General features: G+C 71.6%; 21 protein-coding genes and 1 pseudogene. 17 read left to right on the top strand and 5 right to left on the bottom strand.

All coding sequences use genetic code 11. The features are described 5' to 3' along the window. The first annotated feature begins 16 nt into the window (after nucleotides 1–16). The 5 genes from BLV39_RS05605 to guaA are packed head-to-tail and all read left to right on the top strand — an operon-like array spanning nucleotide 17 to nucleotide 6,312. Entirely contained in the window at nucleotides 17–1,672 is a 1,656-nt protein-coding gene (locus BLV39_RS05605; RefSeq protein ID WP_090788073.1) for an FAD-dependent oxidoreductase, read from the top strand. A gap of 10 nt (nucleotides 1,673–1,682) precedes the next feature. Beyond that, nucleotides 1,683–2,351, top strand: coding sequence for a response regulator transcription factor (locus BLV39_RS05610; protein WP_090788075.1), 669 nt, complete (start codon nucleotides 1,683–1,685; stop codon nucleotides 2,349–2,351). Next, nucleotides 2,348–3,694 (top strand): sensor histidine kinase, encoded by a 1,347-nt coding sequence (locus BLV39_RS05615; RefSeq protein WP_090788077.1) that lies wholly within the window; start codon nucleotides 2,348–2,350, stop codon nucleotides 3,692–3,694. Before BLV39_RS05610 ends, BLV39_RS05615 begins: the two co-directional genes overlap by 4 nt. A 45-nt stretch (nucleotides 3,695–3,739) precedes the next feature. Continuing rightward, nucleotides 3,740–4,747, top strand: a complete 1,008-nt coding sequence (locus BLV39_RS05620; RefSeq protein WP_090788079.1) for a hypothetical protein — start codon at nucleotides 3,740–3,742, stop codon at nucleotides 4,745–4,747. An 11-nt stretch (nucleotides 4,748–4,758) separates the two neighbouring features. After that, complete coding sequence (gene guaA / locus BLV39_RS05625; RefSeq protein ID WP_090788081.1) at nucleotides 4,759–6,312, top strand: glutamine-hydrolyzing GMP synthase; 1,554 nt, start codon at nucleotides 4,759–4,761, stop codon at nucleotides 6,310–6,312. Between the two features lie 230 nt (nucleotides 6,313–6,542). On the opposite strand, the pseudogene BLV39_RS43975 reads toward guaA, so the two are convergent. Beyond that, nucleotides 6,543–6,845: pseudogene (locus BLV39_RS43975) on the bottom strand (PspC domain-containing protein); the annotation flags it as partial. Nucleotides 6,846–6,991: 146 nt separating this feature from the next. Between BLV39_RS43975 and BLV39_RS05635 the strand changes: the two are divergent. The 3 genes from BLV39_RS05635 (at nucleotide 6,992) to BLV39_RS05645 (ending at nucleotide 10,114) form a co-directional block, all read left to right on the top strand. Beyond that, nucleotides 6,992–7,939 (top strand): NUDIX domain-containing protein, encoded by a 948-nt coding sequence (locus BLV39_RS05635; protein WP_090788085.1) that lies wholly within the window; start codon nucleotides 6,992–6,994, stop codon nucleotides 7,937–7,939. Between the two features lie 48 nt (nucleotides 7,940–7,987). Next, the gene (locus BLV39_RS05640) at nucleotides 7,988–8,896 is read left to right on the top strand and encodes an NUDIX hydrolase (protein ID WP_090788087.1); all 909 of its coding nucleotides are present in this window, start codon (nucleotides 7,988–7,990) and stop codon (nucleotides 8,894–8,896) included. Between the two features lie 381 nt (nucleotides 8,897–9,277). Next, nucleotides 9,278–10,114, top strand: coding sequence for a CDP-alcohol phosphatidyltransferase family protein (locus tag BLV39_RS05645; RefSeq protein WP_373315346.1), 837 nt, complete (start codon nucleotides 9,278–9,280; stop codon nucleotides 10,112–10,114). A 55-nt stretch (nucleotides 10,115–10,169) separates the two neighbouring features. Here BLV39_RS05645 and BLV39_RS05650 read toward each other — a convergent pair whose 3' ends face one another. Beyond that, nucleotides 10,170–10,790: a TetR family transcriptional regulator gene (locus BLV39_RS05650; protein ID WP_176984777.1), complete on the bottom strand. Its 621-nt coding sequence runs from the start codon at nucleotides 10,788–10,790 to the stop codon at nucleotides 10,170–10,172. A gap of 114 nt (nucleotides 10,791–10,904) precedes the next feature. Here BLV39_RS05650 and BLV39_RS05655 point away from each other — a divergent pair, with 114 nt between their 5' ends. From BLV39_RS05655 to BLV39_RS05675, 5 genes are read left to right on the top strand one after another with little or no spacing between them, the layout of a single operon-like run. Then, nucleotides 10,905–11,447 (top strand): biotin transporter BioY, encoded by a 543-nt coding sequence (locus BLV39_RS05655; RefSeq protein ID WP_204082792.1) that lies wholly within the window; start codon nucleotides 10,905–10,907, stop codon nucleotides 11,445–11,447. Next, nucleotides 11,444–12,757 (top strand): class I adenylate-forming enzyme family protein, encoded by a 1,314-nt coding sequence (locus BLV39_RS05660; RefSeq protein ID WP_204082793.1) that lies wholly within the window; start codon nucleotides 11,444–11,446, stop codon nucleotides 12,755–12,757. The genes BLV39_RS05655 and BLV39_RS05660 overlap by 4 nt, the downstream gene beginning before the upstream one ends. Beyond that, complete coding sequence (locus BLV39_RS05665) at nucleotides 12,750–13,871, top strand: thiolase family protein (protein ID WP_090788096.1); 1,122 nt, start codon at nucleotides 12,750–12,752, stop codon at nucleotides 13,869–13,871. Before BLV39_RS05660 ends, BLV39_RS05665 begins: the two co-directional genes overlap by 8 nt. Then, complete coding sequence (locus BLV39_RS05670) at nucleotides 13,868–14,557, top strand: energy-coupling factor ABC transporter ATP-binding protein (protein ID WP_090788098.1); 690 nt, start codon at nucleotides 13,868–13,870, stop codon at nucleotides 14,555–14,557. Before BLV39_RS05665 ends, BLV39_RS05670 begins: the two co-directional genes overlap by 4 nt. Next, nucleotides 14,554–15,150, top strand: a complete 597-nt coding sequence (locus BLV39_RS05675; protein WP_204082794.1) for an energy-coupling factor transporter transmembrane component T family protein — start codon at nucleotides 14,554–14,556, stop codon at nucleotides 15,148–15,150. Before BLV39_RS05670 ends, BLV39_RS05675 begins: the two co-directional genes overlap by 4 nt. Nucleotides 15,151–15,185: 35 nt before the next feature. Here BLV39_RS05675 and BLV39_RS05680 read toward each other — a convergent pair whose 3' ends face one another. The 3 genes from BLV39_RS05680 to BLV39_RS05690 form a co-directional block, all read right to left on the bottom strand. Beyond that, nucleotides 15,186–16,436: a phosphatidylserine decarboxylase gene (locus BLV39_RS05680; RefSeq protein WP_090788100.1), complete on the bottom strand. Its 1,251-nt coding sequence runs from the start codon at nucleotides 16,434–16,436 to the stop codon at nucleotides 15,186–15,188. Nucleotides 16,437–16,538: 102 nt separating this feature from the next. Further along, nucleotides 16,539–16,862 carry a hypothetical protein gene (locus tag BLV39_RS05685; protein ID WP_239083727.1) on the bottom strand — a complete coding sequence of 108 codons (324 nt, stop codon included), beginning with the start codon at nucleotides 16,860–16,862 and terminating at the stop codon, nucleotides 16,539–16,541. Beyond that, on the bottom strand, nucleotides 16,859–18,394 hold the full coding sequence (locus BLV39_RS05690) for a PspC domain-containing protein (RefSeq protein ID WP_090788102.1): 1,536 nt from the start codon (nucleotides 18,392–18,394) through the stop codon (nucleotides 16,859–16,861). Before BLV39_RS05690 ends, BLV39_RS05685 begins: the two co-directional genes overlap by 4 nt. A gap of 127 nt (nucleotides 18,395–18,521) precedes the next feature. Between BLV39_RS05690 and BLV39_RS05695 the strand changes: the two genes are divergently transcribed. From BLV39_RS05695 to BLV39_RS05710, 4 genes are all read left to right on the top strand, one after another. Then, a complete protein-coding gene (locus BLV39_RS05695; protein ID WP_373315347.1) occupies nucleotides 18,522–19,811 on the top strand; it encodes a PspC domain-containing protein in 1,290 nt (429 codons plus the stop codon). A 7-nt stretch (nucleotides 19,812–19,818) separates the two neighbouring features. Continuing rightward, on the top strand, nucleotides 19,819–20,490 hold the full coding sequence (locus BLV39_RS05700) for a response regulator (protein WP_090788106.1): 672 nt from the start codon (nucleotides 19,819–19,821) through the stop codon (nucleotides 20,488–20,490). Between the two features lie 1,291 nt (nucleotides 20,491–21,781). Then, nucleotides 21,782–22,831, top strand: a complete 1,050-nt coding sequence (locus BLV39_RS05705; protein ID WP_090788108.1) for an ABC transporter permease — start codon at nucleotides 21,782–21,784, stop codon at nucleotides 22,829–22,831. Between the two features lie 95 nt (nucleotides 22,832–22,926). Beyond that, nucleotides 22,927–24,675, top strand: a complete 1,749-nt coding sequence (locus tag BLV39_RS05710; protein WP_090788110.1) for an ABC transporter substrate-binding protein — start codon at nucleotides 22,927–22,929, stop codon at nucleotides 24,673–24,675. The last annotated feature ends 12 nt before the right edge of the window (nucleotides 24,676–24,687 follow it).

The following is a 24,687-nucleotide window of genomic DNA, read 5'->3' on the forward strand; positions in this document are numbered from 1 at the left end:
CGGTAATGATGAGGGCATGCGGTACGACGTGGTCGTCATCGGCTCCGGCTTCGGGGGCAGCGTGGCCGCGTTGCGCCTGGTGGAGAAGGGTTATTCGGTCCTCGTGCTGGAGGCCGGGCGGCGGTTCGCCGACGACGAGCTGCCGGCGACCTCCTGGCGGCTGCGGCGCTTCCTGTGGGCACCCCGGCTGCGCTGCTTCGGCATCCAGCGGATCGACGTGCTGCGCCCGGCCAGCCGGAGGGCCGCCGGCGACAAGGTCCTGGTGCTCTCCGGCGCCGGGGTCGGCGGCGGGTCGCTGGTCTACGCCAACACGCTCTACGAGCCGCTGCCGGACTTCTACACCGACCCGCAGTGGCAGGGCATCGCCGACTGGCAGGCCGAGCTGGCGCCCCACTACGACCAGGCCAAACGGATGCTGGGCGTCGCGACGTACCCGCTGACGACCGCCGCGGACCGCGCGATGCGCGCGGTGGCTGACCGGATGGGTGCCGGTTCGACGTTCCACCCGACGCCGGTCGGCATCCACTTCGGGCGGCCGGGCGAGACCGTCGACGACCCCTACTTCGGCGGGGCCGGGCCGGCGCGCACGGGCTGCCTGCACTGCGGAGCCTGCATGACCGGCTGCCGGCACGGCGCCAAGAACAGCCTGGTGAAGAACTACCTGTGGCTGGCGGAGCGGCTGGGCGCGGAAGTGCGGCCCCTGACGACGGTGACCGGGGTGGGGCCGCTTTCCTCCGGGTACGCGGTCTCCACTGTTCGCACCGGCGGCCGGCGGCGGAGTGTCGTCGAGGCCGACCAGGTGGTGTTCGCGGCCGGGGCGCTCGGGACGGTCCGGCTCCTGTTCTCGTCGTCGCGCGCGCTGCCCGGTCTCTCTTCCAGGCTTGGCGCGCTGGTCCGCACCAACTCCGAGTCGATCCTGGGTGCGACCGTGCCAGGGCGCAGCAAGGTCGACTATTCAGCCGGCGCGGCGATCACGAGCTCTTTTCACCCCGACGCGCGTACGCACATCGAACCGGTCCGCTACGGGCGCGGCTCCAACTCCATGGGGCTGCTCCAGTCGGCGCTGGTCGACGGCGGGCCGCACCGGGTCCGGCGGCTGCTGGCGACGCTGGCCCGGCAGCCGCTGACCTACCTGCGCACGCTGTCGGTGCGCGACTGGTCCCGGCGCACGGTGATCGCGCTGGTGATGCAGTCGGTCGACAACTCGTTGACGCTGGCCTGGCGGCGTGGGCGGCTGGTCTCCACACCGGGCCACGGTGCGCCGAACCCGACCTGGGTGCCGGCCGGCAACACGGCGGCCCGGTTGCTCGCCGAGGAGATCGGCGGGGTCGCCGGGGGGTCGCTCAGCGAGGCGTTCGACATCCCGATCACCGCGCACATCCTGGGCGGCGCGGCGATCGGCGCGTCGCCCTCCTCCGGCGTGATCGACCCCTATCAACGGGTGTACGGCCATGCGGGGTTGCACGTGGTCGACGGCGCCGCGGTGCCGGCGAACCTGGGCGTCAACCCGTCGCTGACCATCACCGCGCTGGCCGAGCGGGCGCTGTCGTTCTGGCCCAACAAGGGCTCGGCCGATCCGCGGCCTTCGCTCGGTGCGCCTTACGCGGCGGTCCCTCGCGTCTGGCCCTCGCGACCCGCCGTGCCACCCACGGCGCCGGGCGCGCTGCGCTAGCCTGCCGGCCATGACGGCGGCGCGCGTGCTCGTGGTCGAAGACGACGCTCGGGTGGCGGCTGCTTTGCGCCGGTCGCTGGAGTACGCGGGCTATCCGGTCACGCTGGCTTCGGACGGGCCGGCCGGGCTGGCTTCCGCGATCCGGTCCGCGCCGGATCTCGTGGTGCTCGACGTCAACCTGCCCGGGCTCGACGGGTTCGGTGTGTGCCGGGCTTTGCGCGCCTCCGGTGCGACCGCGCTGGTGCTGATGCTGACCGCCCGGGACGCGACCGCCGACCGGGTCTCCGGGCTCGACGCCGGGGCCGACGACTACCTGGTCAAGCCGTTCGCGCCCGAGGAGCTGCTGGCCCGGGTGCGGGCGTTGCTGCGCCGGGCGCCGGCGCCCGCTGAGGTGCTTCGGTTCGCCGACCTGGTGGTCGATCCGTCGGCCCGCGAGGTGCGTCGCGGTGTGCGGCCGGTGGAGTTGACCGCGCTGGAGTTCGACCTGTTGGCGTACCTCGTGCGGCATCCGCGCCAGGTGTTGCGCCGCTCGCAGTTGCTGTCCGCGGTCTGGGGCGGCGAGCCGGTGGCCAGCAACGTCGTCGACGTCTACATCGGATATCTGCGGGCGAAGCTGGAGGCGGGCGGCGAGGCGCGGCTGGTGCAGACCGTGCGGGGCGTGGGGTACGTGCTGCGGTGATCTCGATCCGGGCGCGGGTCACGCTGTTCGGCGTGGCCGTGGTGGCGGTGATCTACGCCGTGGTCGCCGTTTTGATCTACGTGCTGCTCTCGTACGGGTTCGCCGAGGACCAGGATCGGCTGCTGGCCTCGCGGGCTTCGGCGGCCGTTAGCGCGCTGGCCGAGTTGCCCCCATCCTCGTTGGGCGCCACGCCCTTGATCCCTATCGACGCGGTGGCGACCGGTGAGGCGATCGTGGTGGTGCTGGACTCCTCGGGCTCGGTGATCTCGTCGACCGGACACGTCGGCGCGGGACCTTTGCGTTTTCCTGCTGAGCTGCTGGGCACCTCGTCGCGGTCTGGCTTCGCGGTCGAGACGGTGCCGGTGGCTGGTGTGCCGACCCGGGTGTGGGTGGTGCCCTGGGATCGGGGGTACGTCGTCGCCGCGCAGCCCATCCGGGCTCTCCAGGTGGAGCGACGGGGCATGATCGGCGTGTTGGCGATCGTCGGCTTTCTGGGGTTGGTGGCGGCCTTCGCGGCGACCTGGTTCGCCGTCGGGCGTGCGCTGCGGCCGTTGCGCGTGCTCGCCTCGCTCGCCGACTCGGTGGGCGGTTCGGCGGACCTGACCCGGCGGCTGCCTTCGGTGCGGCAACGGGACGACCTTGGGCGGCTGACGGTCAGCTTCAACACGATGATGGATCGGCTGGCCTCGGCGTACGCGCGGACCGAGTCCGCTCTGGCGGCGCAGCGTCGGTTCACCGCGGACGCTTCGCACGAACTGCGTACGCCGTTGACGACGATCCGCGGCAACGTCGGGTTCCTGTCGGCGCATCCGGACGCGCGGGCCTCCGACCGTTCGGATGCGCTGGGCGATCTCGAGGCGGAGAGCGCGCGGATGGCCCGGTTGCTGGACGACCTGTTGCTGCTGGCCCGGTCCGACGGCGGGGCCGCACCGTCGGTGTCCTCCGTGGACCTGCTGGCGGTGGCCCGCTCGGTGTGCCGGCAGGCGTCCGTGTCGTGCTCCGGGTCTGGGTCGGTGTTGGTCTCGGGCGACGCGGACGCGCTGCGGCGGCTGGTCTGGATCCTGGTCGACAACGCGCTCGGGCACGGGTCGGGCGCGGTCTCGGTCTCGGTGTCGGTCTCCGCCGGCGTCGCGCGGTTGGTGGTGACCGACGAAGGCCCGGGTGTGCCGGTCGGGCTGGAGTCGGCGGTGTTCGAGCGGTTCTTCCGGGGTGATCCGGCACCGCCTGGTGGGGTAGGTCTCGGGCTGGCGATCGCCCGGTCTTTGGTGGCGGCGCACGGCGGCACGATCACGGTCACCGGCGCGGTGTTCACGGTGACCTTGCCGCTCTCATCAGATTCTTAATCGCGCCTCACCGCCGTCTCACGCCCGCCCACCAGGCTCTTCCCCATGCGCTTCTGGTCCGTGCTCCTCCTGCTCCTGCTCGCCCCCTGGGTGGGCGAATACCTGCTGGGCAACATCTCGATCGAGCGCCTGCCGCTGCTGCCGTTCCTGGTGCCGCTCTACGGCTGCGGAGCCCTGCTGGTGCGTGAGCTGGCCCGCCGCACCGGCCGTGGCTGGCCCACGATCTTCCTGTTGGCCACCGCCTATGGGGTGATCGAGGCGGGTTTGGTCGACCAGTCGCTGTTCAACCAGACCTTCGAGGGTCTGGACCAGGTCGGCGTGACCCCGGTGCCCTGGCTGGGCATCAGCGCCTACAACGCGGCCGCGTTCCTCATCGGTCATGCGGTGTGGAGCATCGGGGTGCCGATCGCGCTCGTCGAGCTCTGGTTCCCGAGTCGGCGCGAGGGGCCGTGGCTGGGCGCGGTCGGCCTCTCCGTCACGGCGGTGGGCTATCTGCTCGGGTGCTGGCTGATCTTCAAGGAACTGCGCGACCAGGAGAACTTCCTGGCCGCACCACACCAACTCCTGGTGGCCGCGGTGACCGCGGTCGCCCTGATCACCCTGGGCTTCCTGATACCGCGCCGCCGACTATCGCCGCCTGCCGACGGCCGGTCGTGGTTGCCGCGGCCGTGGGTGATCGGCATCGTGACCTTCGTTACTGCGAGCGTGCATGCCGCGGTCCCGGAGAGCTGGCTCGGGTTCGGGATCGACGTGGTGACCACGTCGACGGCGGCCGTCGCCGTGGCATGGCTGGCCCGGCGGCCCGGCTGGGGCGACCGGCAACTGCTGGGGTTGCTGGCCGGGGCATTGCTGACCTATGCCTGGCTGGCCTTCGTGCTGACCTCGCTCTACGGGCCGGACGACCGGTTGCGCTGGATCGGCAACGGTGTGTTCGCGGTCATGGCAGTGCTGTTGCTGGTGGTCACCCGATGGGTGGTCGCCCGCCGTGAGTTGCGTCCCGCCGACGCCCGGGAGGGGGTGAGCGAGCGACGGCTGGCCGAGCACGGTCGGTAAACTCCGGACGCATGACCACGCCACGCCCGGTTCTCGTCGTCGATTACGGCGCGCAGTACGCACAGCTCATCGCACGCCGGGTGCGGGAGGCGAAGGTCTACTCCGAGATCGTGCCGCACACCATGCCGGTCAAGGACATGCTGGCCAAGGACCCGGTGGCGATCATCCTGTCTGGTGGTCCGTCCAGCGTCTACGAGGTTGGCGCCCCGCAGGTCGACGGCGGCCTGTTCGAGACCGGTGTCCCGGTGTTCGGCATCTGCTACGGCTTCCAGGCGATGGCCCAGGCCCTGGGTGGCGCGGTGGCACACACCGGCCGCCGCGAGTTCGGTGGCACCGAGCTCACCGTGGCGCCCGAGGCCGGTGTGCTGCTGCGTGACCTGCCTGCGGCGCTGCCGGTGTGGATGAGCCACGGCGACAGCGTGACCGCGGCGCCGGCCGGCTTCACCGTCACCGCCGCGACGCCGGGCGCTCAGGTGGCCGCGTTCGAAGACCTGGTCGGTCGGCGGGCCGGCACCCAGTTCCACCCCGAGGTCATGCACACGGCGCACGGGCAGGACGTGCTGACCCGGTTCCTCTACGACATCGCCGGCATCGAGCCGAGCTGGACGCCTGACAACATCATCGACGACCAGGTCGCCGCGATCCGCGAGCGCGTCGGCGACAAGGAGGTCATCTGCGGCCTCTCCGGCGGCGTCGACTCCGCGGTGGCGGCGGCGCTCGTCCACAAGGCGGTCGGTGACCAGCTCACGTGCGTGTTCGTCGACCATGGTCTGCTGCGGGCGGGCGAGGCCGAGCAGGTGGAGCAGGACTACGTCGAGGCCACCGGGGTCAAGCTCAGGGTGGTCGACGCCGCGGACCGGTTCCTCTCGGCCCTGGACGGCGTGATCGACCCGGAGCAGAAGCGCAAGATCATCGGCCGGGAGTTCATCCGGGTCTTCGAGCAGGCCGCCCGCGAGGTGGCAGCCGAAGGCGACGTCGAGTTCCTGGTGCAAGGCACGCTGTACCCGGACGTGGTCGAGTCCGGCGGCGGCACCGGCACGGCCAACATCAAGTCACACCACAACGTGGGCGGCCTGCCCGACGACCTGAAGTTCAGCCTGGTCGAGCCGCTGCGCACGCTGTTCAAGGACGAGGTACGCACGCTGGGCACGGCCCTCGGCCTGCCCGACCCGATGGTCTGGCGGCACCCGTTCCCGGGCCCGGGCCTGGCGATCCGCATCATCGGCGCGGTCAGCCGCGACCGGCTAGACATCCTGCGCGCGGCGGACCAGATCGCCCGCGAGGAACTCACCGCGGCCGGCTTCGACCGCGACGTCTGGCAGTTCCCGGTGGTCCTGCTGGCCGACGTACGCAGCGTCGGAGTCCAGGGCGACGGCCGCACCTACGGCCACCCGGTGGTCCTGCGCCCGGTGTCCAGCGAGGACGCGATGACCGCCGACTGGTCCCGCCTGCCCTACGAAGTGATCGCCCGCATCTCGACCCGCATCACGAACGAGGTCCCCGAGGTGAACCGCGTCGTCCTCGACGTGACCAGCAAGCCCCCGGGCACCATCGAGTGGGAGTAACCCAAACCACCCGCTAGATCGGCCTCGGTCGTGCCGGCCCGCGTTGTGCGGGCCGGCAGGCTTCCCGCCGACGACCGGCCCCGCCGTCACGCCCGGGGCGTGGTGTTCGGGTCGTCGCCCTCGTTCGTGTTCGTCCCGGTGCCGAATCCCGTGCCCGTCGTCGGCGGCTGGGCGTTCGGCGTCGGGTAGGTCGGCTCCACGTAGGACGCCTGCGGACCAGGCTGCTGGCCCGGGTAGGTCGGCGGCTGGTAGTAGCTGCCGCCGCGGGTCTGTGCCTGCCAGTCCGCGGGCGCACCGCCGCCCGGACCCCACGCGCCTGCGGCCTGACGGTCTTCCGGCATGAGGAACCACAGCACCGGGTACGCCAGCAGCGCCAGGCCGCCGGTCAGGACTACGGTGACCGCGAAGATCACTCGCATTAGGACCGGGTCGACGCCGAAGTAGCGGCCGAGGCCGCCGCACACCCCAGCGATGATCTTGTCGTCGGTGGTTCGGCGTAGTTGTTTGTACGGTGGGTTCGCGCTCGTCGTCATGCTTCTACGGTCCACCCGCCAGGACGGTTCTACCTCGGGTACCGCCCGGACCCGTACCCTGAAACCTGACCCCTGCGGGTGATCAAGTGTCAGCAATCCGACTCCAGCCCCGGAGGTGTCGAGTGATTCGGGAAGAATCTCCCTCTGTGACCCCTGCGCTCGAGCCTGTCCGCCGCATCGCCGCTTATGCCGTCTGCACCGACGGCAGCGGTCGTGTGCTGTTGGTCCGGGCGTCCACGAGGTCCGGCACCCCGGGTGCCTGGTCCCTGCCCGGTGGCGCTGTCGACCATGGCGAGGACCCCAACCACACGGTCGTACGCGAGAGCGCCGCCGAGACCGGCCTGTCGATCACCGTGACCGGCCTGCACGACGTCCTCGCCGACATGCGCGCGCTGCCGCACCGCGGCGTCACCATCCACACTGACCGCCTCGTCTACGCGGCGTCGGTGCGTGGCGGCACCCTGGTCGACCGGGTCGGTCAGCCGACCGACCTCGCCCGCTGGCACACCCTCGACGAGGCCAAGGGCCTGCCGTTGCGCCCGTTCACGGCCAACGCGCTCGGCCTGCCGCCCGGCTCGATCGACCTGCGCCCGGACGAGACCCCCGACTTCCCGTCGTTCTACGCCGCACCCGGCCCGGACGGCCTGCACCGCGCCCAGCGCTTCGCCGCGTACGCCGTGGCCACCGACCCGGACAACCGCGTGCTGCTGACCCGGGTCGCCGCCGGCTACCCCGGCGCGGGTTGCTGGCACCTCCCGGGCGGCGGCACCGACTTCGGCGAGCAGCCCGGCGCGGCGCTGCTCCGCGAGCTCGTGGAAGAGACCGGCCAGGCCGGCCGCCTCGTCTCCCTGCTCGGCGTGGCCAGCCACCGCGACGCGGCGTCGCTCGGCCCCGAGGGCTACCCGATCGACTGGCACGGCGTCCGGGCGTTCTACCGGGTCGCCGTCGACAGCCCGGTCGCGGCCCAGGTCGCCGACGTCGGCGGCTCGACCGACGCGGCCCGGTGGTTCCCGGCAGACGAACTCCGCGACCTGCCCGAGTCGGCGATCACCGAGGTCACCGCCGAAGCCGTCCGGGCAGCGTTCCCCGGGTAGAACCTCAACCCAGCAGCCACCGGCTACCGGCCGGTAAGATCGTTCTCGATGGAGCGACGGCGGCGAATCGGTGCGTACGGGCTGTGCCGGGACGGGGATCGGGTGCTACTCACCCGGACGTCGGACAAGTCCGATTTTCCCGGAGTCTGGCAGATCCCCGGCGGCGGCCTCGAACACGGTGAGGCGCCGGTGCACGCGCTGGTCCGCGAGTACCGCGAGGAGACCGGCCTGGAGATCGAGGTCGGCCGCCCGCTGACCGCGCTCGCGTCCGTGCGCGAGCTCTGGGACATCGACGTCTCCTGGCATTTCGACCTGATCGTGTACGAGGTCCGGGTGCTGGGCGGCACGCTCCGGCGCGAAGCGGTCGGCACCAGCGACGACGTCGCCTGGGTCGACCAGCGCGACCTGGCCGACCTGCGCCTGATGCCGTTCGCCGCCGAGTTGCTCGGTCAGCCCGTCGTTCCCCTGGACTTCGCCGCACCGCACCCGCTCGGGCGCCGGCGGCCGCCACCGCCGCTTCGAAAAGACCAGGGCCAGCGGTTCGCCGCGTACGGGTTGGTCACCTCGCCGCGCGGGGTACTCCTGACGAAGATCTCCCAGGGTTTTCCCGGTGCCGGCAAGTGGCACCTGCCCGGCGGCGGCACCGACTTCGGCGAACAGCCGGCGGCGGGGCTGCTGCGGGAGATCGCGGAGGAGTCCGGCCAGCTAGGCGAAGTCGTCGAGCTGCTCGCGGTGTCCGACCGGCACAACCCGCGGGCGATCGGGCCAGAGCCCCATCCGATGGACTGGCACGCGGTGCGGGTGATCTACCGCGTCGCGGTGCCGGTGCCCACCGAACCCCGGGTAGCCGAAGTGGGCGGGTCGACGGTCGACGCGCGCTGGTTCGCCCCAGACGAGCTGGGCGGGCTGACGCTCACCGATGTCGCCGCGACCGCGACCGCGGCCTACCGTGCCTGAGCTGCCCAGACGTCGACAAATCACCAATGTGACTGGCTAGGGCCTATAATCGGTGGTTGGGCCAAGAGCTCGTACCGTCGGCTATGCCGCATAAATGAAAACTGTCGCGTTCGTGCCTGGTTCATCCGATAGAACCGTGTACGAGTCTCGCCAACCAGCCCCATCTGTGCGATGGTGTAAACCGCAAGATCGGGCGGTTGTTCGATCTGGCGGCGGAGAGATCCGATCCTGGACCTGGAGGACCACGTGCCGAGAGCCCCTTGGCGTCGGCGTATCAGCAGTGATAGTCCGCGTCTCGCTTTCGACAGCCCGCGCCCCGGCGGTCGCCGGTGGTACGGCCTTCGTCGCGGCGGCAGCACGCTCGCCCGACAGGTCCTGCGCGTGCGGGTCGGCCGGCGCTCCCGAGTCGCCCTGGTGCACCCGGACAGCCACTCCATCGACCCGCTGGCCGTCCGCGAGATCCAGGCGATCGCGCCGATCAGCCCCGCCGTCGGCCCGAGCGAGCCCGCGCCCGCTGCCGGCATGTCGATCCCGCTGCTGCCCGGTGAGCGTACGCTCGCCCGGCGCGCGAAGTTCACCCTGGTCAACAGCTGCACTCTGGCCAGCCTCGGGCTCGGCCTGCTGGCCATCTTCCTGGCGATGCAGGGCGACGTCCGCATCGCCGCGATCTGCCTCGTCGCCTGCGTCGTCTTCGACGGTCTCGACGGCCTGCTCGCCCGCCGCCTCGGCGTGGCCAGCCCGTTCGGTGCCCAGATGGACTCGCTGGCCGACATGTGCTCGTTCGGCCTTGCCGCACCGGTCGTGGTCTACGCGTCGCTGGCCGGCACGGTCTCCACGGCCGCGGCCGCGGTGGCCTGTGCCCTGGTCGCCGGCTGCGCCGCGATCCGGCTCGCCCGCTTCAACGTCTCGCCCAAGGACGGCCGCTTCTTCTGCGGAGTGCCGACCACCATGGCCGCGGCGGTTCTCGCGCTCGCGGTCCTGATCGGCCTGCCCGTCTCGGGCACGTTGGTCGTGGCCGGCGTCGCCATCCTGGCCTTCACGATGGTCTCCAGCTTCCCGTACGCCAAGCTCGCCCGGCTGGTGAAGCTGCCGCCGTGGCTGCTGCTGGTGCCGGTGATCGGCGGCCTGCTCGACATCCGCGCGACCTTCTTCGCGATCGTCATCGCGTACCTGGCCAGCGGCCCCCTGCTCTGGCTCCGCCAGCGCCGCACCGCCTGACCCAGCCGCAGCAAGCAAGAACGGCCCCTACCGGAAACGGTGGGGGCCTTTTTGCTCATCGGGTACGGGCGTGCGCCTCCAGACCGTCGACCAGCAGCGCGATGCCGAAGTCGAACGCCTGTGGCTCGTGAGGCTGGTCGGTCGGGTTCTCGTGGTCCAGCGAGTGCCGCTCGGCCACCGCGCCCAGGCTGTCGGCCTGCATGCGCTGCTGGCGGTGGAACGCGTGGCCGACGACGAAATGCACCATCGTCTCCGCGGCCAGCGCGACCGTCCGGTCGTCGAAACCGCCGTCGCCGAGCGCCACCGCGAGCCGCCGTTGCAGGTCTTCCGCGCCCAGTCCCAGCGCGAGCGTGCTCGAGACCACCTCGGCGCCGTCCTTGAACGCCAGCAGCGCGTCGTGCAGCGCCGCCGCCTCGGCGCGGACCGCGCTCCGCCAGTCGCCCGGTGCGGCCTGGGCCGAGCGCGCCCCCGCGATGATCCGGTCCGACACCGCGGCCAGCAGCGACTGCTTGTTGGGGAAATGCCAGTAGAGCGCGCTGGGCGCGACGCCGAGCGAGGTGGCCAGGTGCCGCATGGTCAGGTCGGGCAGGCCCTGCTGGTCCAGAATCCCGAGGGCCGCGCTCACGACGTCGTCGCGGCTGTTGCGGACATACCCGGAGCTATCCGATCTCGGCATCTCACCACTATAGTGAACGCCGTTCAGGAGAACAGTGTTCAGGTGAACGGCGTTCAAGAGGGGGAGACGATGGACGGATCTCGCAGGCTCGAGACGCGCGACATTACGAGAATCGTGGCCTTCGCCGCCATCCTGGCGGTGCTGGGCATCCCGGGCGCGATACCCATCGGCGGAGCCGTGCCGATCACCGCGCAGACCCTCGGCGTCATGCTCGCGGGCGCGGTGCTGGGCGCCTGGCGCGGTGCGGCCGCCGTGGTCATCTTCCTGGTGCTGGTCCTGGCCGGCCTGCCGCTGCTGTCCGGTGGCCGCGGCGGCGCCGGCGTCTTCGCGGGCCCATCCGCCGGCTTCCTGATCGGCTGGATCTTCGGCGCCTTCGTGGTCGGCGCGATCGTCCGCTTCGCCGGCCGGCCGCCGGTCTGGTGGCGGACCGCGGTCGGCTGCTTCGTCGGCGGCGCCCTCGTGGTCTACGCGATCGGCATCCCGGTGCAGTCGGCGGTGACCGGGCTCGGGCTGCGGGAGACCGCGACCACCAGTGCCGCCTTCCTGCCCGGTGACCTGCTCAAGGTGGTCGCCGCCACGGTCATCACGATGGCGCTCTGGCGGGCCTACCCCCGCGCGTTCGGCAACCCCACCCGACTCGGGCGGGTCCCTTCGTGACCGCACTGCTCTGCGGTGACACGGTCCTGTCGGCGGCCGAGCTCAGCGACAAGATCGCCGCACAGGCGATGGACCACGTGGCCGGCATGACGGTGCCGATCCGCCACCCGGACCGGGTCACCGCCCTGATCAGCGCGCTCGCCGTGCACGACGCGGGCGGCGTGCCGCTGGTCGGCGACGACCGGTGGGACGACACCTACTGGGCCGGCCTGCGGCACCGGGTGGAGTCGGCCGCACCCGTGCCGGGCCTGGGGTGGGGCACGTTCACGTCCGGGAGCACCGGAGCGCCGCGCATGATCGTGCGGACCGCCGCGTCCTGGGCGGCCTCGTATCCGGCCGTCGAGCGCCTGACCGGGCTCACCGCCGACGACGTCGTCTACCTGCCCTCCCCGCTGGTCTCCTCGGTGACGATGTTCTCGGTCGCGCATGCCCGAGCGCTCGGTGCCACGGTCCTGCTGCCCCGCACGCACACCGTCTCGGCCGCCGACCTGGCCCATGCCACCGTGCTCCACGGCACCCCGTACGCCCTGCGCGACATCCTCGAGACCGGTGCGGCACACCGCCTGCGGGTCGCCCTGATCGGCGGCGCGCGGCTCGATCCGGACCTGCGCGCCCGGGCCGAGGCGGCCGGGATCCGGGTGGTCAGCTACTACGGCGCGGCCGAGCTGTCGTTCGTCGCGGTCGACCCCGACGGCGCTGGCCTGCGTCCGTTCGAGGGCGTCGAGCTGCGGGTCGACGACGGCGTCCTGTGGGTCCGTTCCCCCTACTTCGCCGCCGGCTACCTGGCGGCGACCGACGGCCCTGGTCGCGGCAAGGACGACAGCGGTACGGCCGGTGGGCCCGGCCGCCTCGAAACGGCGGTCGGCTACCCAGGCGTGACCGACGGACCCTTTCGCCGCGACGACAACGGCTGGGGCACGGTCGGCGACCTGGTCGACCCCGCCACGGACGGCCCGCTGCGGCTGCGCGGGCGCAGCGACGGTGCCATCCTGACGGCCGCCGCGACCGTGGTGCCGGAAGACGTCGAGGCCGCGCTGCTCGGCATCGACGGGATCGCCGACGCCGTGGTCTTCGCGCTGCCCCATGAGCGGGCCGGCGAGCTGGTCGCCGCGCTGATCGAGACCGAGCCGGGCCGGCGGCCGCCCACTGCCGCCGAGCTGCGCAGCCAGGCCGGCACACTGCTGACCGGCACCCACCGGCCGCGGCGCTGGTTCTGGACCGACAAGCTGCCCCGGACCGCCACCGGCAAGCCGGCCCGCGAGCAGATCCGGCACGCGGCGATCGAAGGACGGATGACCCGCATTGGTTGACCCGAACACGCCGGTCGTGGTGGCCGCGCGGCGCACACCGATCGCGCCCAAGGGCGGTGCGCTCGCCCGGCTGACCGCCGCCGAGCTGGCCGCACCGGTGATCCGGGCCAGCGTCGACGAGACCGGCCTGGCCGAGGTCGGCGACGTCGTCCTCGGCAACGTCATGGGTCCGGGCGGCAACATCGCGCGGGTGGCCGCGCTGGCGGCCGGCCTGGACGTGACCGTGCCGGGGATGACCATCGACCGGCAGTGCGGCAGCGGCCTCGCGGCGATCATCACCGCCGCCGAGGCGATCCGGGCCGGCGACGGCCGGTTACGCATCGCCGGCGGGGTGGAGAGCTGCTCCACCACGCCGATCCGGATCGCCGACGGCGTCGCCTACGACCGGGCGCCGTTCGCGCCGCCCGGGCATCCCGACCCCGACATGGTCCGCGCCGCGCAGGACCTCGCCGTCTTCGACGGGATCGACCGCGACCGCCAGGACGCGTACGCCGCGCGCAGCCATCGCCTCGCCGTGCTGACCCAAGGCCATAGGGGGTTCGACGCCGAGCTCGTGCCGCTGGCCGGGGTGACCGCCGACAGCGGTCCACGCGAACGCATGCCGACGATGCTCGACCGCTTCCCGCCGCTGTTCCCGGGCGCCGGCGGCACGCTCACCGCGGGCAATTCCTGCCGGGACAGCGACGGCGCCGCGGCGGTGGCACTCGTACCCGCCGGCGCCGGTCTTCCTGGCCTGGCCCTCATCGCGACGGCCACCGTCGGCTGCGACCCGGCACTGCCCGGCCTCGGCCCGGTGCCCGCGGTCGAGCGCCTCCTGGCCACCGCCGGCGTCACGCTCGCCGACGTCGCCGCCATCGAGCTTGTCGAGGCCTTCGCCGCGCAGGCGCTGGCCGCGCTCACCCGGCTGGGTCTGACCGACCAAGACTCGCGGGTCTGCGCTGACGGCGGCGCGCTGGCGCTCGGCCACCCGTGGGGCGCCAGCGCCGCCGTCAGCGTGGTCCGCCTGTTCAGCCGCCTGGTCCGGTCCGGCGCACCGGCCGGCACGCTAGGTCTGGCCACCGCGGCGGTCGGCGGTGGGCTCGGCGTGGCCGCGCTGTTCGAGGTCGTCCGGTGACCGACATCGAGTTGTCCGCCGTCACGGTCGAGTTCCCCGGCCGGACCGCGCTGCGGGACGTGTCGGTGCACCTGCACCAGCGCCGGATCGCCGTGATCGGCTCCAATGGGTCCGGCAAGTCGACCTTCGCTCGTACGCTCAACGGCCTGGTCACCCCGACCACCGGTGAGGTGCGGGTGCACGGCATCGACCCGGTCCGGCAGTCGCGACAGCTTCGCCGCCGGGTCGGCTTCGTGTTCAGCAACCCGGACATCCAGATCATCATGCCGACGGTCGCCGAGGACGCGGCCTTCTCGCTGCGCGGCCGAGGGCTGTCCCGCGCCGAGGTCCGCGAGCGCGTCGCGGCCGCGCTGGACCGGGTGGGCCTGTCCGAGTACGCCGACTCGCCGGCGCACAGCCTCTCCGGCGGCCAGAAGCAGCTACTCGCCTTGTGCGCGGTGCTGATCGGCGAGCCCAGCCTGGTGGTGGCCGACGAGCCGACCGCCTACCTGGACGCGGCCAACGGCCGGCGGATCGCCCGCTTCCTGCTCGACGAGATGCCCCAGCAGCTCGTCCTGGCCACCCACGACCTGCGGCTGGCCGCCCGGTGCGACATCGCGGTGCGGTTCGAGGACGGCCAGGTGGTCGACCAGGGCGACCCGGCACCCGTCATCGCCCGGTACGAGCACGACCAGGACCAGACGTGATCTCCCTGTACCGCCCCGGCGACAGCCTGCTGCACCGCCTCCCGGCCGGTCCGAAGCTGCTCGTCGTGATGGCGCTCGCCCTGGGGGTCTCGCTCGCACCGGCGAGCCCCTGGACGCTGACCGGCACCGCACTGGCAGTCGCCGCCTGCTACGTGCTGGCGGGACTCGGCGCGATCGAGATCGCCCGCCAGGCGTACAAGCTGCGCTGGTTGGTGCTGGTGATGGTGTTGAGCCAGGTCTTCTTCCTGCCCCCGTTGACCATGGCGGCCAACGTCGTGCGGGTGGTCGTGGTGATCCTGCTGGCCAACCTGGTCACCCTGACCACCCGCACCGAGCAGTTGGTCGACGCGATCGAGCGCGCGCTGACGCCGCTGCGGCGGCTGGGTGTCAATCCGAGCCGGGTCGCGCTGATGCTCTCCATGACCATCACGACGATCCCGGTCATCGCCGGTTTCGCCAGTCAGATCCGGGAGGCACAGCGCGCCCGGGGCGTACCCGTGGCGCCGCTGGCCTTCGTCGTGCCTCTATTGATCATGGCGCTGAAGCACTCGGACGACCTGGCCGACGCCCTCAACGCCCGCGGAATCGACTAGAGGCTAGGAACGCCAGCGGGCGATCACCGAGTTGCCTATGACCGCCAGCGGGCGATCACCGACGCCCCGCCGACGACCCGGTCGCCGGGTGCCACGAGCGCGTCCGCGGTGCCGGCGGGCAGGTAGACGTCGGTGCGCGAGCCGAACCGGATCAGGCCGAACCGCTCGCCGCGGGCCAGCAGTGCACCGACCGGCGCGCGCTGCACGATCCGGCGGGCGATCAGGCCGGTCCGCTGGGCCACCACCACGGTGCCGCGCGGGGTGTCGAGCACCGTGTAGGCCGCCACGTTGTGCTCCGCCGCCGGCTTCATCGCGGCCGCGTAGCCGCCGTCGGTGACGAAGTAGTCGACCACCTTGCCGGCCACCGGGCTGCGGTTGACGTGCACGTCGAGGACCGACAGGAAGACGGCGACGCGGAGGAACTCGCCCTCGCCGAACCGCTCGTCGGTGACCCGCTCGACCGAGAGGACCTTGCCGTCGGAGGCCGCCACCACGGCGGTCGGGTCTTCCGGCACGTCCCGCTCGGGGTCCCGGAAGAAGGCCGCGACGGGCAGCGCGGCCAGCGCCGGCACCAGCCACAGCTTGGACGACGGGCGGGCGCGGCGGGTCAGCGCGGCCAGGCCGAGGGCGATGCCCGCGGCGGCCACACCGTTGGAGTCGATGTGCATCGAGCGGGTCAGCGGGACGCTCGACGGCCGGTAGGCCGGCGCGAGCCGCTCGGCCAGCGCCGCGTCGGCGGGCGAGAACCGGAGCCGGTGCACCCGCACCGGCGGCCGGTTGGCCAGCACCAGGTCGGAGCCGACGCCGAAGAGCGCGGCCTGGCGGTCGAGCTCGGCGGCGGCGCCACCGGTCAGGCCGGGCAGCGCCGGTGCGCCGACGGACAGCACGCCGCCGTCGGCCAGGTATTTGGCCAGCCCGTCGATGGTCGCGCGGGCGTCTTCCGCGGTGCCGGTCAGCGCCTCGGCGACGATCACGATCTGGGCCGGGTCGGACTCGCCGACGGACTCGGCCACCCGCACGCGGTCGCCGACCCACTGACCCTGCTGGTGGACGTGGGCCCGCAGCGCGGCGCTGGTGGTGCCCGCGCCCGGGGTGACGACCAGCGCGTCGCCCGGCAGCAGGGCGTCGATCGCGGCCTGGAGCACCGCCGAGCCCGGCGCCGCACCGACCACCAGGGCGGTCTTCGGGCCGGCGTGACGGGCGAGCTCGGCGGCGAGCGTGCGCGCCGCGCGCTCGCCGAAGCTGTCGCGGCCGCGGTCGGCGGGGTGCGCGGGGGAGGCGGTCATGTCGGGCTGGCTCCTCAGCGTTCGAATCGGTGATGCCGGCGGGACAACGCACTGGCCGGCGGAGGTGAAAACCTCCACCGGCCAGCATAGGTGGCGCGGGGCTCAGTCGTGGTTTTGACCGCGCGGCGGAGCCGAGACGGGGTCGCCGAGGTCGGCGGTGAGCGCCGGCTCCGGGTCGATCGACGGGGACGCATCGGTGCCCGGGCTGACCGGGACCGCGGACCGCTGTGCCGCGTTGGCGTTGCGGGCCGACCGGACCGCCCCGACCAGGCCGAGCAGGCCCAGCAGGATCAGCCCGAACGCCACCCACCAGCCCGCGGCCGGCACGTTGACGTTGACGACCTGGGCGAACACCCACCAGCCGACGATCGCCAGGAAGATCACCGCGAAGATCAATGAGACCGCGTCGGTGCGATGGGCCTTCATCGGGTCACCTCCACCCGTCCGGCGTTGGCATGGATGGTCAGCCGCAGCGTGCCGCCGCCGACCCCGTCTTCACCGTTGTCCGCGACGGTCACGGACTGGCCCAGCCCGCTGGTCGACCGGTCGAAGACCTGTGCGTCACCGGCGTCGACGTTGACATCGGCGATCACGTCGACGTTCTCGGGCACCCGTACCTCGAGATCGCCCGCGTTGATGTTGACGTCGATCTCCCTGTCCAGGCCGGTGAAGTCGAGGCTGGTCAGGTCGAGCCGGGCGTCACCGAACGGCAGCCGGTAGCTGGTCCGGAGCTCGTCCATCGACCGCGGCTCCCAGATCGCCTCGCGCGGCCCGATCTTGTCGTGGTCGACCTGGTACTCGGCGATCGAGGAGATGCCCAGCGCCGCCGCGGCGGCCAGGCCGAGTGCGATCAGCCAGCGGGCCCGGCCCAGCCAGGCGCCGACCAGCAGGCCGAGCGCGATGGTCAACAGCGCTGCCGCGAAGTACGTGGTCGGGCGGACCCGGATCACGTTGAGCAGGTCGAGCATCGCCACGACGCCCATGGCCACGAAGATCATCGAGAACGTGGCGAAGCCCAGCGCCGAGCGCTCCTTGGGTGGCTTCGGCGGTTTGGCCGGCTTCGGTGGCGCCGGCGGGGGCGGTGGCGGCGGCCCACCGTACGGGCCGTAGGGCGCGAACGGTGGCTGGTAGCCCTGCTGCCGCGGCGGGTACGGCCCAGCGGTGGGCGGGAACTGCGCGGTCGGTTGCGGGTACTGCGGCGGTGCGTCGTACGCCCGGGTCGGCTCGTCGTACGTCCGGGTCGGCTCGTCGTAGGTCCGGGTCGGCTCGTCGACCGCGACCGGTGGCGGCCCCGCGGGGGCGGGAGCGGCGCCCGGTGCGGCGGCGAACGGCTGGGTCGGCTGTTCCGGAGCGGACCGCCACGGTGTGGCGCCGCCCCATGGTGCCGATCCCGACCAGGGTGAGATGTTCGACCAGGTGAACCGCTCGTCCCCCGGCCCGGCCGGCACGGGCTGCGGCCCGCGCTGGTTGCGGTTGAGCAGCAACGCGCCTCCTATCAGAATCGCGGCGCCCAGCACGACCGCGCGGAACGCGTCGGTGACCAGGAAGCCGAACAACACCGTGCAACCGACGCCGAGGACGATCGCGGTGACCGGCGACATGCTCGACCGGCCCTTGCCGAGTACCGACTCGATCGGCGACGCGGTGTCGCCTTCGGCCGGGATGAGCAACCATGCGGTCACGTAGATCAACACGCCGACCGCGAAGAACAGGGTGAGCACGGCGAACAGCACGCGCCACAGGATCGGGTCGGTGTTGGTGGCCCGGCCGATCGCCGCGCAGACCCCGGCGAGGTATCGCCCGTTGTACGGTCGGGTCAGCCCGTACCGCGTGGCGAAGCCGGCTGTGTCCGGCGCGGTGCCGGCCCCGGGCGGGGGCGGCGGCGGTGGTCCGGGCGGCGGCGCGGCGGCCTCGCCCGCCGGGCGCTGGCCGGCCGGTGTCTCGGGGGTCTCGGTCATACCGTGAATATTGGCGGGGCCGGTGCCCGAGCGACCTCCGGCACGGACCCTGAGCGCACCCTGAGAAATACGGCGCCCCAGGTTAGGGGGCCTCCCCATGGTCGTGGCACGCCATCACGTGTGACCCTTGAAATCACCCGAACGGAGGCCCGCCATCACCGCACCCGCCGCACCCGCCGCACCACGCCTGTACCGAGCCCGCGACCGCCGCATGGTCGCCGGTGTCGCTGCCGGCCTGGCCGAGCACCTCGGCGTGCCACCCACCCGGGTGCGCGTGGCGTTCGTGTTGCTGCTGGGGTTCAGCGGTCTCGGGCTCCTGCTCTACGCCGCGTTGTGGGCGGTGCTGCCACAGCGGTCCCGCACCTCGGGTGACACGACCCGCCGCGGCCTGCCCCAGGTGCTGCCCTTCCTGCTGATCGGCATCGGGGTGCTGATCAGCCAGGCCCTGCTGCTCAACTCGGTCGGCGCGGCGGCCACCGGCGGCTGGCTGATCGCCCTGGTCGCGGTCGGCGCGGGCGTGATCTGGCACCAGTCCGACCCCGAACGGCGCCGGCAGTGGAGCGAGACGCTGCCGTCGATGCCCTGGCTCGCGGCGGTGGTCGACGAGAGCGACCGCCGCGCGTTCCTGCTCCGCTTCATCGGCGGCGGCGTACTCGTCGCGACCGGCGTCATCGGCGTGGTCGCGGTCTACGCGCCGTCCGGTGACATCGGCGCCGTGATCAACGGCGTGATCTTCGCGCTGGTCGGCCTGTTCGGCGTCGCCGTGGTGGCCGGCCCGGCCCTGTGGCGGACGTTCAACCAGCTCCGCGCCGAGCGCGAGGGCCGGATCCGCGAGCAGGAGCGCGCCGAGGTCGCCGCCATGGTGCACGACCAGGTGCTGCACACGCTCGCCCTGATCCAGCGCAACGCTGGCGACGTCAAGGTGGTCCAGCGGCTGGCCCGCGGCCAGGAACGCTCGCTGCGCAACTGGCTCTACAAGCCGACGGCGTCGCCGACCGAGCGGTTCGCGGCGGCGCTGGAGCAGGCGGCGGCCGAGGTCGAGGACACCTTCGGAATCACCGTCGAGACCGTCGTGGTCGGCGACCGGGAGACCGACGAACGGGTCGGCGCGCTGGTAGCCGCCGCCCGCGAGGCCATGGTCAACGCCGCCCGGCACGCCAAGGTCCAGACTGTCTCTCTTTACGCGGAGGCGGAACCCGACCAGCTGAGCGTCTTCGTTCGCGATCGCGGAGCGGGATTCGACCCCTCTACAGTGGAAGAGACCCGGCACGGGGTGCGCGGCTCGATCATCGGCCGGATGGCCCGCCACGGCGGCCGGTCGGAGATCCGCAGCGAGCCGGGCACCGGCACCGAGGTGCGCCTGTTCCTCCCGATCGCACGGATGTCGACCCCAGCAAACGCCAGCAAGGACAGGTGAGCGTCAGATGACCGAGAACCCCACGCCGACCGAGGCGCCTCAGGCGTTGCGGGTGTTCGTCGTCGACGACCACGCCATGTTCCGGGCCGGCGTCCGCGCCGAACTGGCCGGCCGCGTCGACGTGATCGGCGAGGCCAGCACCGTGGCCGAGGCGGTCAGCCGGATCGGAGCACTCGAGCCCGACGTGGTCCTGCTCGACGTACACATGCCCGACGGCGGCGGCCGCGCGGTGCTCGAGGTCGTCCGCCGTACCCACCCGCAGGTCCGCTTCCTGGCCCTGAGCGTCTCCGACGCCGCCGAAGACGTGATCGGCCTGATCCGAGCGGGCGCGCGCGGCTACGTCACCAAGACCATCTCCTCCGAGGAGCTCGCCGCCGCGATCCGCCGGGTAGCCGACGGCGACGCCGTGTTCAGCCCGCGCCTGGCCGGCTTCGTGCTGGACGCCTTCGCGAGCCGTTCCGACACCGCGGTCGCCGACCCGGAGCTCGACCAGCTCACGAACCGCGAGCGCGAGGTGCTGCGCCTGCTGGCCCGCGGCTACGCCTACAAGGAGATCGCGAAGGAGCTGTTCATCTCCATCAAGACGGTGGAGACGCACGTGTCCAACGTTCTCCGCAAGCTCCAGATGTCGAACCGGTACGAGCTCTCCCGCTGGGCCGCCGACCGACGCCTCGTGTAAATATTCGGATTTACCCACATTTGCTCGGTTCCGCGGCGGTCCAGACCGTCGCTCCCGCCAGAGACCGCTCCGCTGCGCTGCGCTGCCAGGCCCGCGCCGGGCCGCGCACCCAAGATCTAGGTAATTTGTTGCTGCCCCGGCAGCAACAAATTACCTAGATCTTGCCTGCGCCACGCAGCGGCCGCGTGTCTCACCGCGGTCCTGCGCGGCGTGTCGACCTTGTCCAGGCTCTACCGCCCGCCACCGCCGTTGCGCCAGCGGGCCGCGACCGTTACCGCTGGCCGTGGCCCGCCGCCGCCGTTGGGCCAGCGGGCCGCGACCGTTACCGCTGGCCGTGGCCGTGGCCGTGGCCGTCGCCGTCACCGCCCGTTTGGGCTGGCGTCCGTCACCGCTACTGGTGCCGCTGCGGGCTGACGTCCGCCACCGTTGCTGCTGGCCGCCACCGCGCCGCCCGTGCGGGCCGGCGTCCGCCGCCGTCACCGCCACCGCCCCCGTGCGGGCCGGCGTCCCCATCGCTGCTGCCGCTGCGGGCCGGTGTCCGCCGCCGTTATTGCCGCTGGGGCTTGTGTCCGCTGCCGCCGTTGCCGCTGCGGGCCGTGGTCGGAGCATGAGGCGGGCCCGGCCAAATGGCTGACTGCGTGGGCCGCTTTAACGCGTCCGGCGCTGATCAGGAACGGTTACGAAACACTTTCGCGCCTGCGTAAACCTTCGGTCGGGGTCGACGGAGGGCATTGCCGCGGGGACTGTTCGTGGCGAATTGTTGCCAGCCCGTAGACGGTCGGGTCAAACCCTTGTGTACGGCGGCCAGATGTGTTGATCTAGCGGCTGCGTACGCCGCGCCGGTTGTCCGGTCGCTTCGCCTGAGCGGTGGACGTGGGTTGGGCAAGGAGCGGCGGGCCGTCTTCTGCGAGCCGCCGGGCGACACAAACTCGCCGCGTGGCCGCAAGGGTCCATCACAATCTTCGCCCAACCGTGCAACCTAAAATCTCCGCTGGCGCGTCTCGTCAGCTGCACGGAGCGTGTCGGAGCGCTGGCGGGTGGCTAATGGACACACTGGTGGATCGGTGCAAATCGCCCCCAAACGATCGCGTTGAGCGCGGTCGATTTGGTCCGATTTGCGCTGCCCTCCGTCTGATGTGCACGGTCGGCTGGCTGTTACACCCGACCGCCCGTTCGTTGACATCACTGTTATCTGAACGATGCATTCGACTATTCCGAAGTCGCTTCATGACGGCTAGCTTTTGCCGAACAGGCGAAGCGACCCTTCGTCCGATCTAGGAGGCCCCCGTCCATGAGGAAGACCGACTCGGCGCATGACGTCCCTGCCGCCGGCACAACCGACGGCCTTGGCGGGACCGTCGCGTTGGAGGTCAATTCCCCGGTCGACGCCCCCATTGAGGCGCAGAAGAAGGAGTTCGTCGGTCGCTCGCCCGGTCAGCTCGCCTGGCTGCGCCTCAAGCGTGACCGCACGGCCGCGGTCAGCGCGATTACGCTCGCCATTCTCGGCGCCATCGCGCTTCTCGCCCCGCTGATCGGCAAGCTGCGCGGCATGTCGCCGACGCAGCCGTTCACCGACAAGCTCAACGACTTCGCCATGCCCCTGGGCTACGCGGGCGGCATGAACAGCACGCACTGGCTCGGTCTGGAGCCCGGCAACGGGCGCGACATCATGATGCAGTTGGTCTACGGCATGCGCACCTCGCTGCTGATCGCGTTCGCCTCGGCGATCGTCGCCTCGACCATCGGTGTCCTGATCGGAATCCTCGCCGGCTACGCCCGCGGCTGGCTCGACACCGCGATCAACTGGGTCATCGACCTGACGCTGGCGTTCCCGTTCCTGATCTTCGCACTGGCCGTCATCCCGATCGTCGAGGACCGCTTCTTCGGTGCCCGCGACGCGATCCCCGCCAGCTTCCGGGTCGGTCTGATCATCGCGACGTTCGCCATGTTCAGCTGGACCTACACCGCCCGGCTCGTCCGCGGCCAGGTCATCACGCTGCGCGAACGCGAGTTCGTCGAGGCCGCGCGGGCGGCCGGCGCGGGCACCTGGCACATCCTGTTCCGGCAGCTGCTGCCCAACATCTGGGCACCCATCCTGGTCACGCTGTCGCTCAACGTGCCGGCCTTCATCACCACCGAAGCCGCGCTGGCCTTCGTCAACATCGGCGTCATCGAGCCGACACCCGACCTCGGTCGGATGATCTTCAACTCGATCGCCTACGTGGCCAGCGACCCGTACTACACGCTGTGGCCCGGTCTGACGATCTTCATCCTGGTGCTCGCGTTCAACCTGCTCGGTGACTCGCTGCGTGACGCTCTGGACCCCAAGTCCACCCGCTAAGCCCGCGGAGCACCAAAGACTTTGCAACACGCACGTTTCGTTCGGAAATTTCGGGAGCTGAGGGAGCCCCCAGCCGGGCGGGAAGGGAGAAGATCGTGCGATTTAAGGGAGGAGCGCTGGTTGCCGGCGCTCTGACCGTGGCGCTTGCCGCCGCGGGTTGTAGTGAAACCACCAACAATGGCGGAGGCGACGACGCGCCTCAGGCGACGACCCAGTCCGGGTCGATCTCTTACGAGGCCGCCGACAACACCGGGCCGGCGAAGGCCGTCGACGGCGCCACCAAGGGCGGCGTCCTGACGGTCATGCAGCAGGCCGACTTCGAGCACCTTGACCCGGCTCGTAACTACGTGAACGTGCAGCAGCTGACGGGCAACCTGATCTACCGGTCGCTCAACGGTTACGTCGAGGACGGCAGCGGCAAGATGCTGCTCGTCGGCGACCTGGCCACGAACCCGGGCACCGACGTCAACAAGGACTGCAAGGTCTGGGAGTACAAGCTCCGCGACGGCCTGAAGTACGAGGACGGCTCGGCGATCTCGTCGAAGGACGTCGCCTACGGCATCGCTCGTAGCTTCGCGGCGGAGCTCAACGAGGGCCCGAAGTACATCCAGCAGTGGCTCTACCCGGGCGGCGCCTACAACGCCTCCTACAAGGGCCCCTACGAGGGTGGCCAGATGCCGGCCGGCATCGAGACGCCGGACGACAAGACCATCAAGTTCACGTTCGCGGCTCCGCACTGCGACATGCCGTACGCGGCCGCGCTGCCGACGTCCGCGCCGGTCCCGCAGGCGAAGGACACCAAGGGCCAGTACGACCTGAAGCCGTTCTCCTCGGGTCCGTACAAGGTCAAGTCCTACACCCGTGACAACGCGCTCGAGCTCGAGCGCAACCCGAACTGGGACGCCAACACGGACCCGATCCGCACCGCGTACCCGGACACCTACAAGTTCACGTTCGGTCTCGACCAGCAGCAGATCGCTGAGCGGCTCGTCGCTGACGCGGACGCCGACAAGGCCTCGATCACCTGGGGCGACACCCCGCCGGCCGTTCTGCCGCGTACCACCGGGGCCGGTGTGGCGGAGCGCGTTGCCAAGGGCCCGACGCAGTACGTCTGGTACTTGGGTATCAACAACCAGCGGATCAAGGACAAGAAGATCCGTGAGGCGCTCTACTACGGCCTCGACCGTGACGCCGCGCTCAAGGCGATCGGTGGCACCTCGGCCGGTACTCCGGCCAGCACGCTGATGTCCCCGACCACTGCGGGCTTCGAGGCGTACGACGCCTACAACGCTCCGGCGACCGGCGACCCGGCGAAGGTCAAGGAGATCCTGGGCGGCACCACTCCGCCGCCGCTGGTGCTGGCGCACAGCAACACGCCGCTGCGTACCGCGCAGGCTGAGGCGATCCGTGCCAGCCTGGTCAAGGCGGGCTTCCAGGTCACCCTGAAGGCCATCGAGGCGACCAGCTACTACGACGAGGTCGGCCGCAAGACCACGCCGTTCGACCTCTACCTGCACGGTTGGGGTTCGGACTGGCCGACCGGTTCGACCATCATCCCGCCGCTGTACGACAGCCGCGAGATCGTCGACGAGGGCAACCAGAACCTGGCCTACTTCGCCGAGCCGAGCATCGACGCCGAGATCGACCGCATCAAGACTCTGTCCGCGGCCGAGCAGGACGCGGCGTGGATGGCGCTCGACAAGAAGATCATGACCGAGTTCCTTCCCGAGATCCCGGCGTACTACGACGCCACCCACGAGCTCTTCGGCTCGAAGGTTGGCAACGTGTACCTGAGCGACGCCTTCGGCGCCATTCAGCTGAACAAGATCTACGTCAAGCCGTAACAAGCTCGACGG

Source organism: Asanoa ishikariensis, from assembly GCF_900107455.1.
Lineage (GTDB): Bacteria > Actinomycetota > Actinomycetes > Mycobacteriales > Micromonosporaceae > Asanoa > Asanoa ishikariensis.

Coding starts and splice junctions, on each gene's coding strand:
- BLV39_RS05605 (WP_090788073.1), top strand. CDS start 17: ATGCGGTACGACGTGGTCGTCATCGGCTCCGGCTTCGGGGGCAGCGTG.
- BLV39_RS05610 (WP_090788075.1), top strand. CDS start 1,683: ATGACGGCGGCGCGCGTGCTCGTGGTCGAAGACGACGCTCGGGTGGCG.
- BLV39_RS05620 (WP_090788079.1), top strand. CDS start 3,740: ATGCGCTTCTGGTCCGTGCTCCTCCTGCTCCTGCTCGCCCCCTGGGTG.
- guaA (WP_090788081.1), top strand. CDS start 4,759: ATGACCACGCCACGCCCGGTTCTCGTCGTCGATTACGGCGCGCAGTAC.
- BLV39_RS05640 (WP_090788087.1), top strand. CDS start 7,988: ATGGAGCGACGGCGGCGAATCGGTGCGTACGGGCTGTGCCGGGACGGG.
- BLV39_RS05650 (WP_176984777.1), bottom strand. CDS start 10,790: ATGCCGAGATCGGATAGCTCCGGGTATGTCCGCAACAGCCGCGACGAC.
- BLV39_RS05680 (WP_090788100.1), bottom strand. CDS start 16,436: ATGACCGCCTCCCCCGCGCACCCCGCCGACCGCGGCCGCGACAGCTTC.
- BLV39_RS05685 (WP_239083727.1), bottom strand. CDS start 16,862: ATGAAGGCCCATCGCACCGACGCGGTCTCATTGATCTTCGCGGTGATC.
- BLV39_RS05690 (WP_090788102.1), bottom strand. CDS start 18,394: ATGACCGAGACCCCCGAGACACCGGCCGGCCAGCGCCCGGCGGGCGAG.
- BLV39_RS05700 (WP_090788106.1), top strand. CDS start 19,819: ATGACCGAGAACCCCACGCCGACCGAGGCGCCTCAGGCGTTGCGGGTG.
- BLV39_RS05705 (WP_090788108.1), top strand. CDS start 21,782: ATGAGGAAGACCGACTCGGCGCATGACGTCCCTGCCGCCGGCACAACC.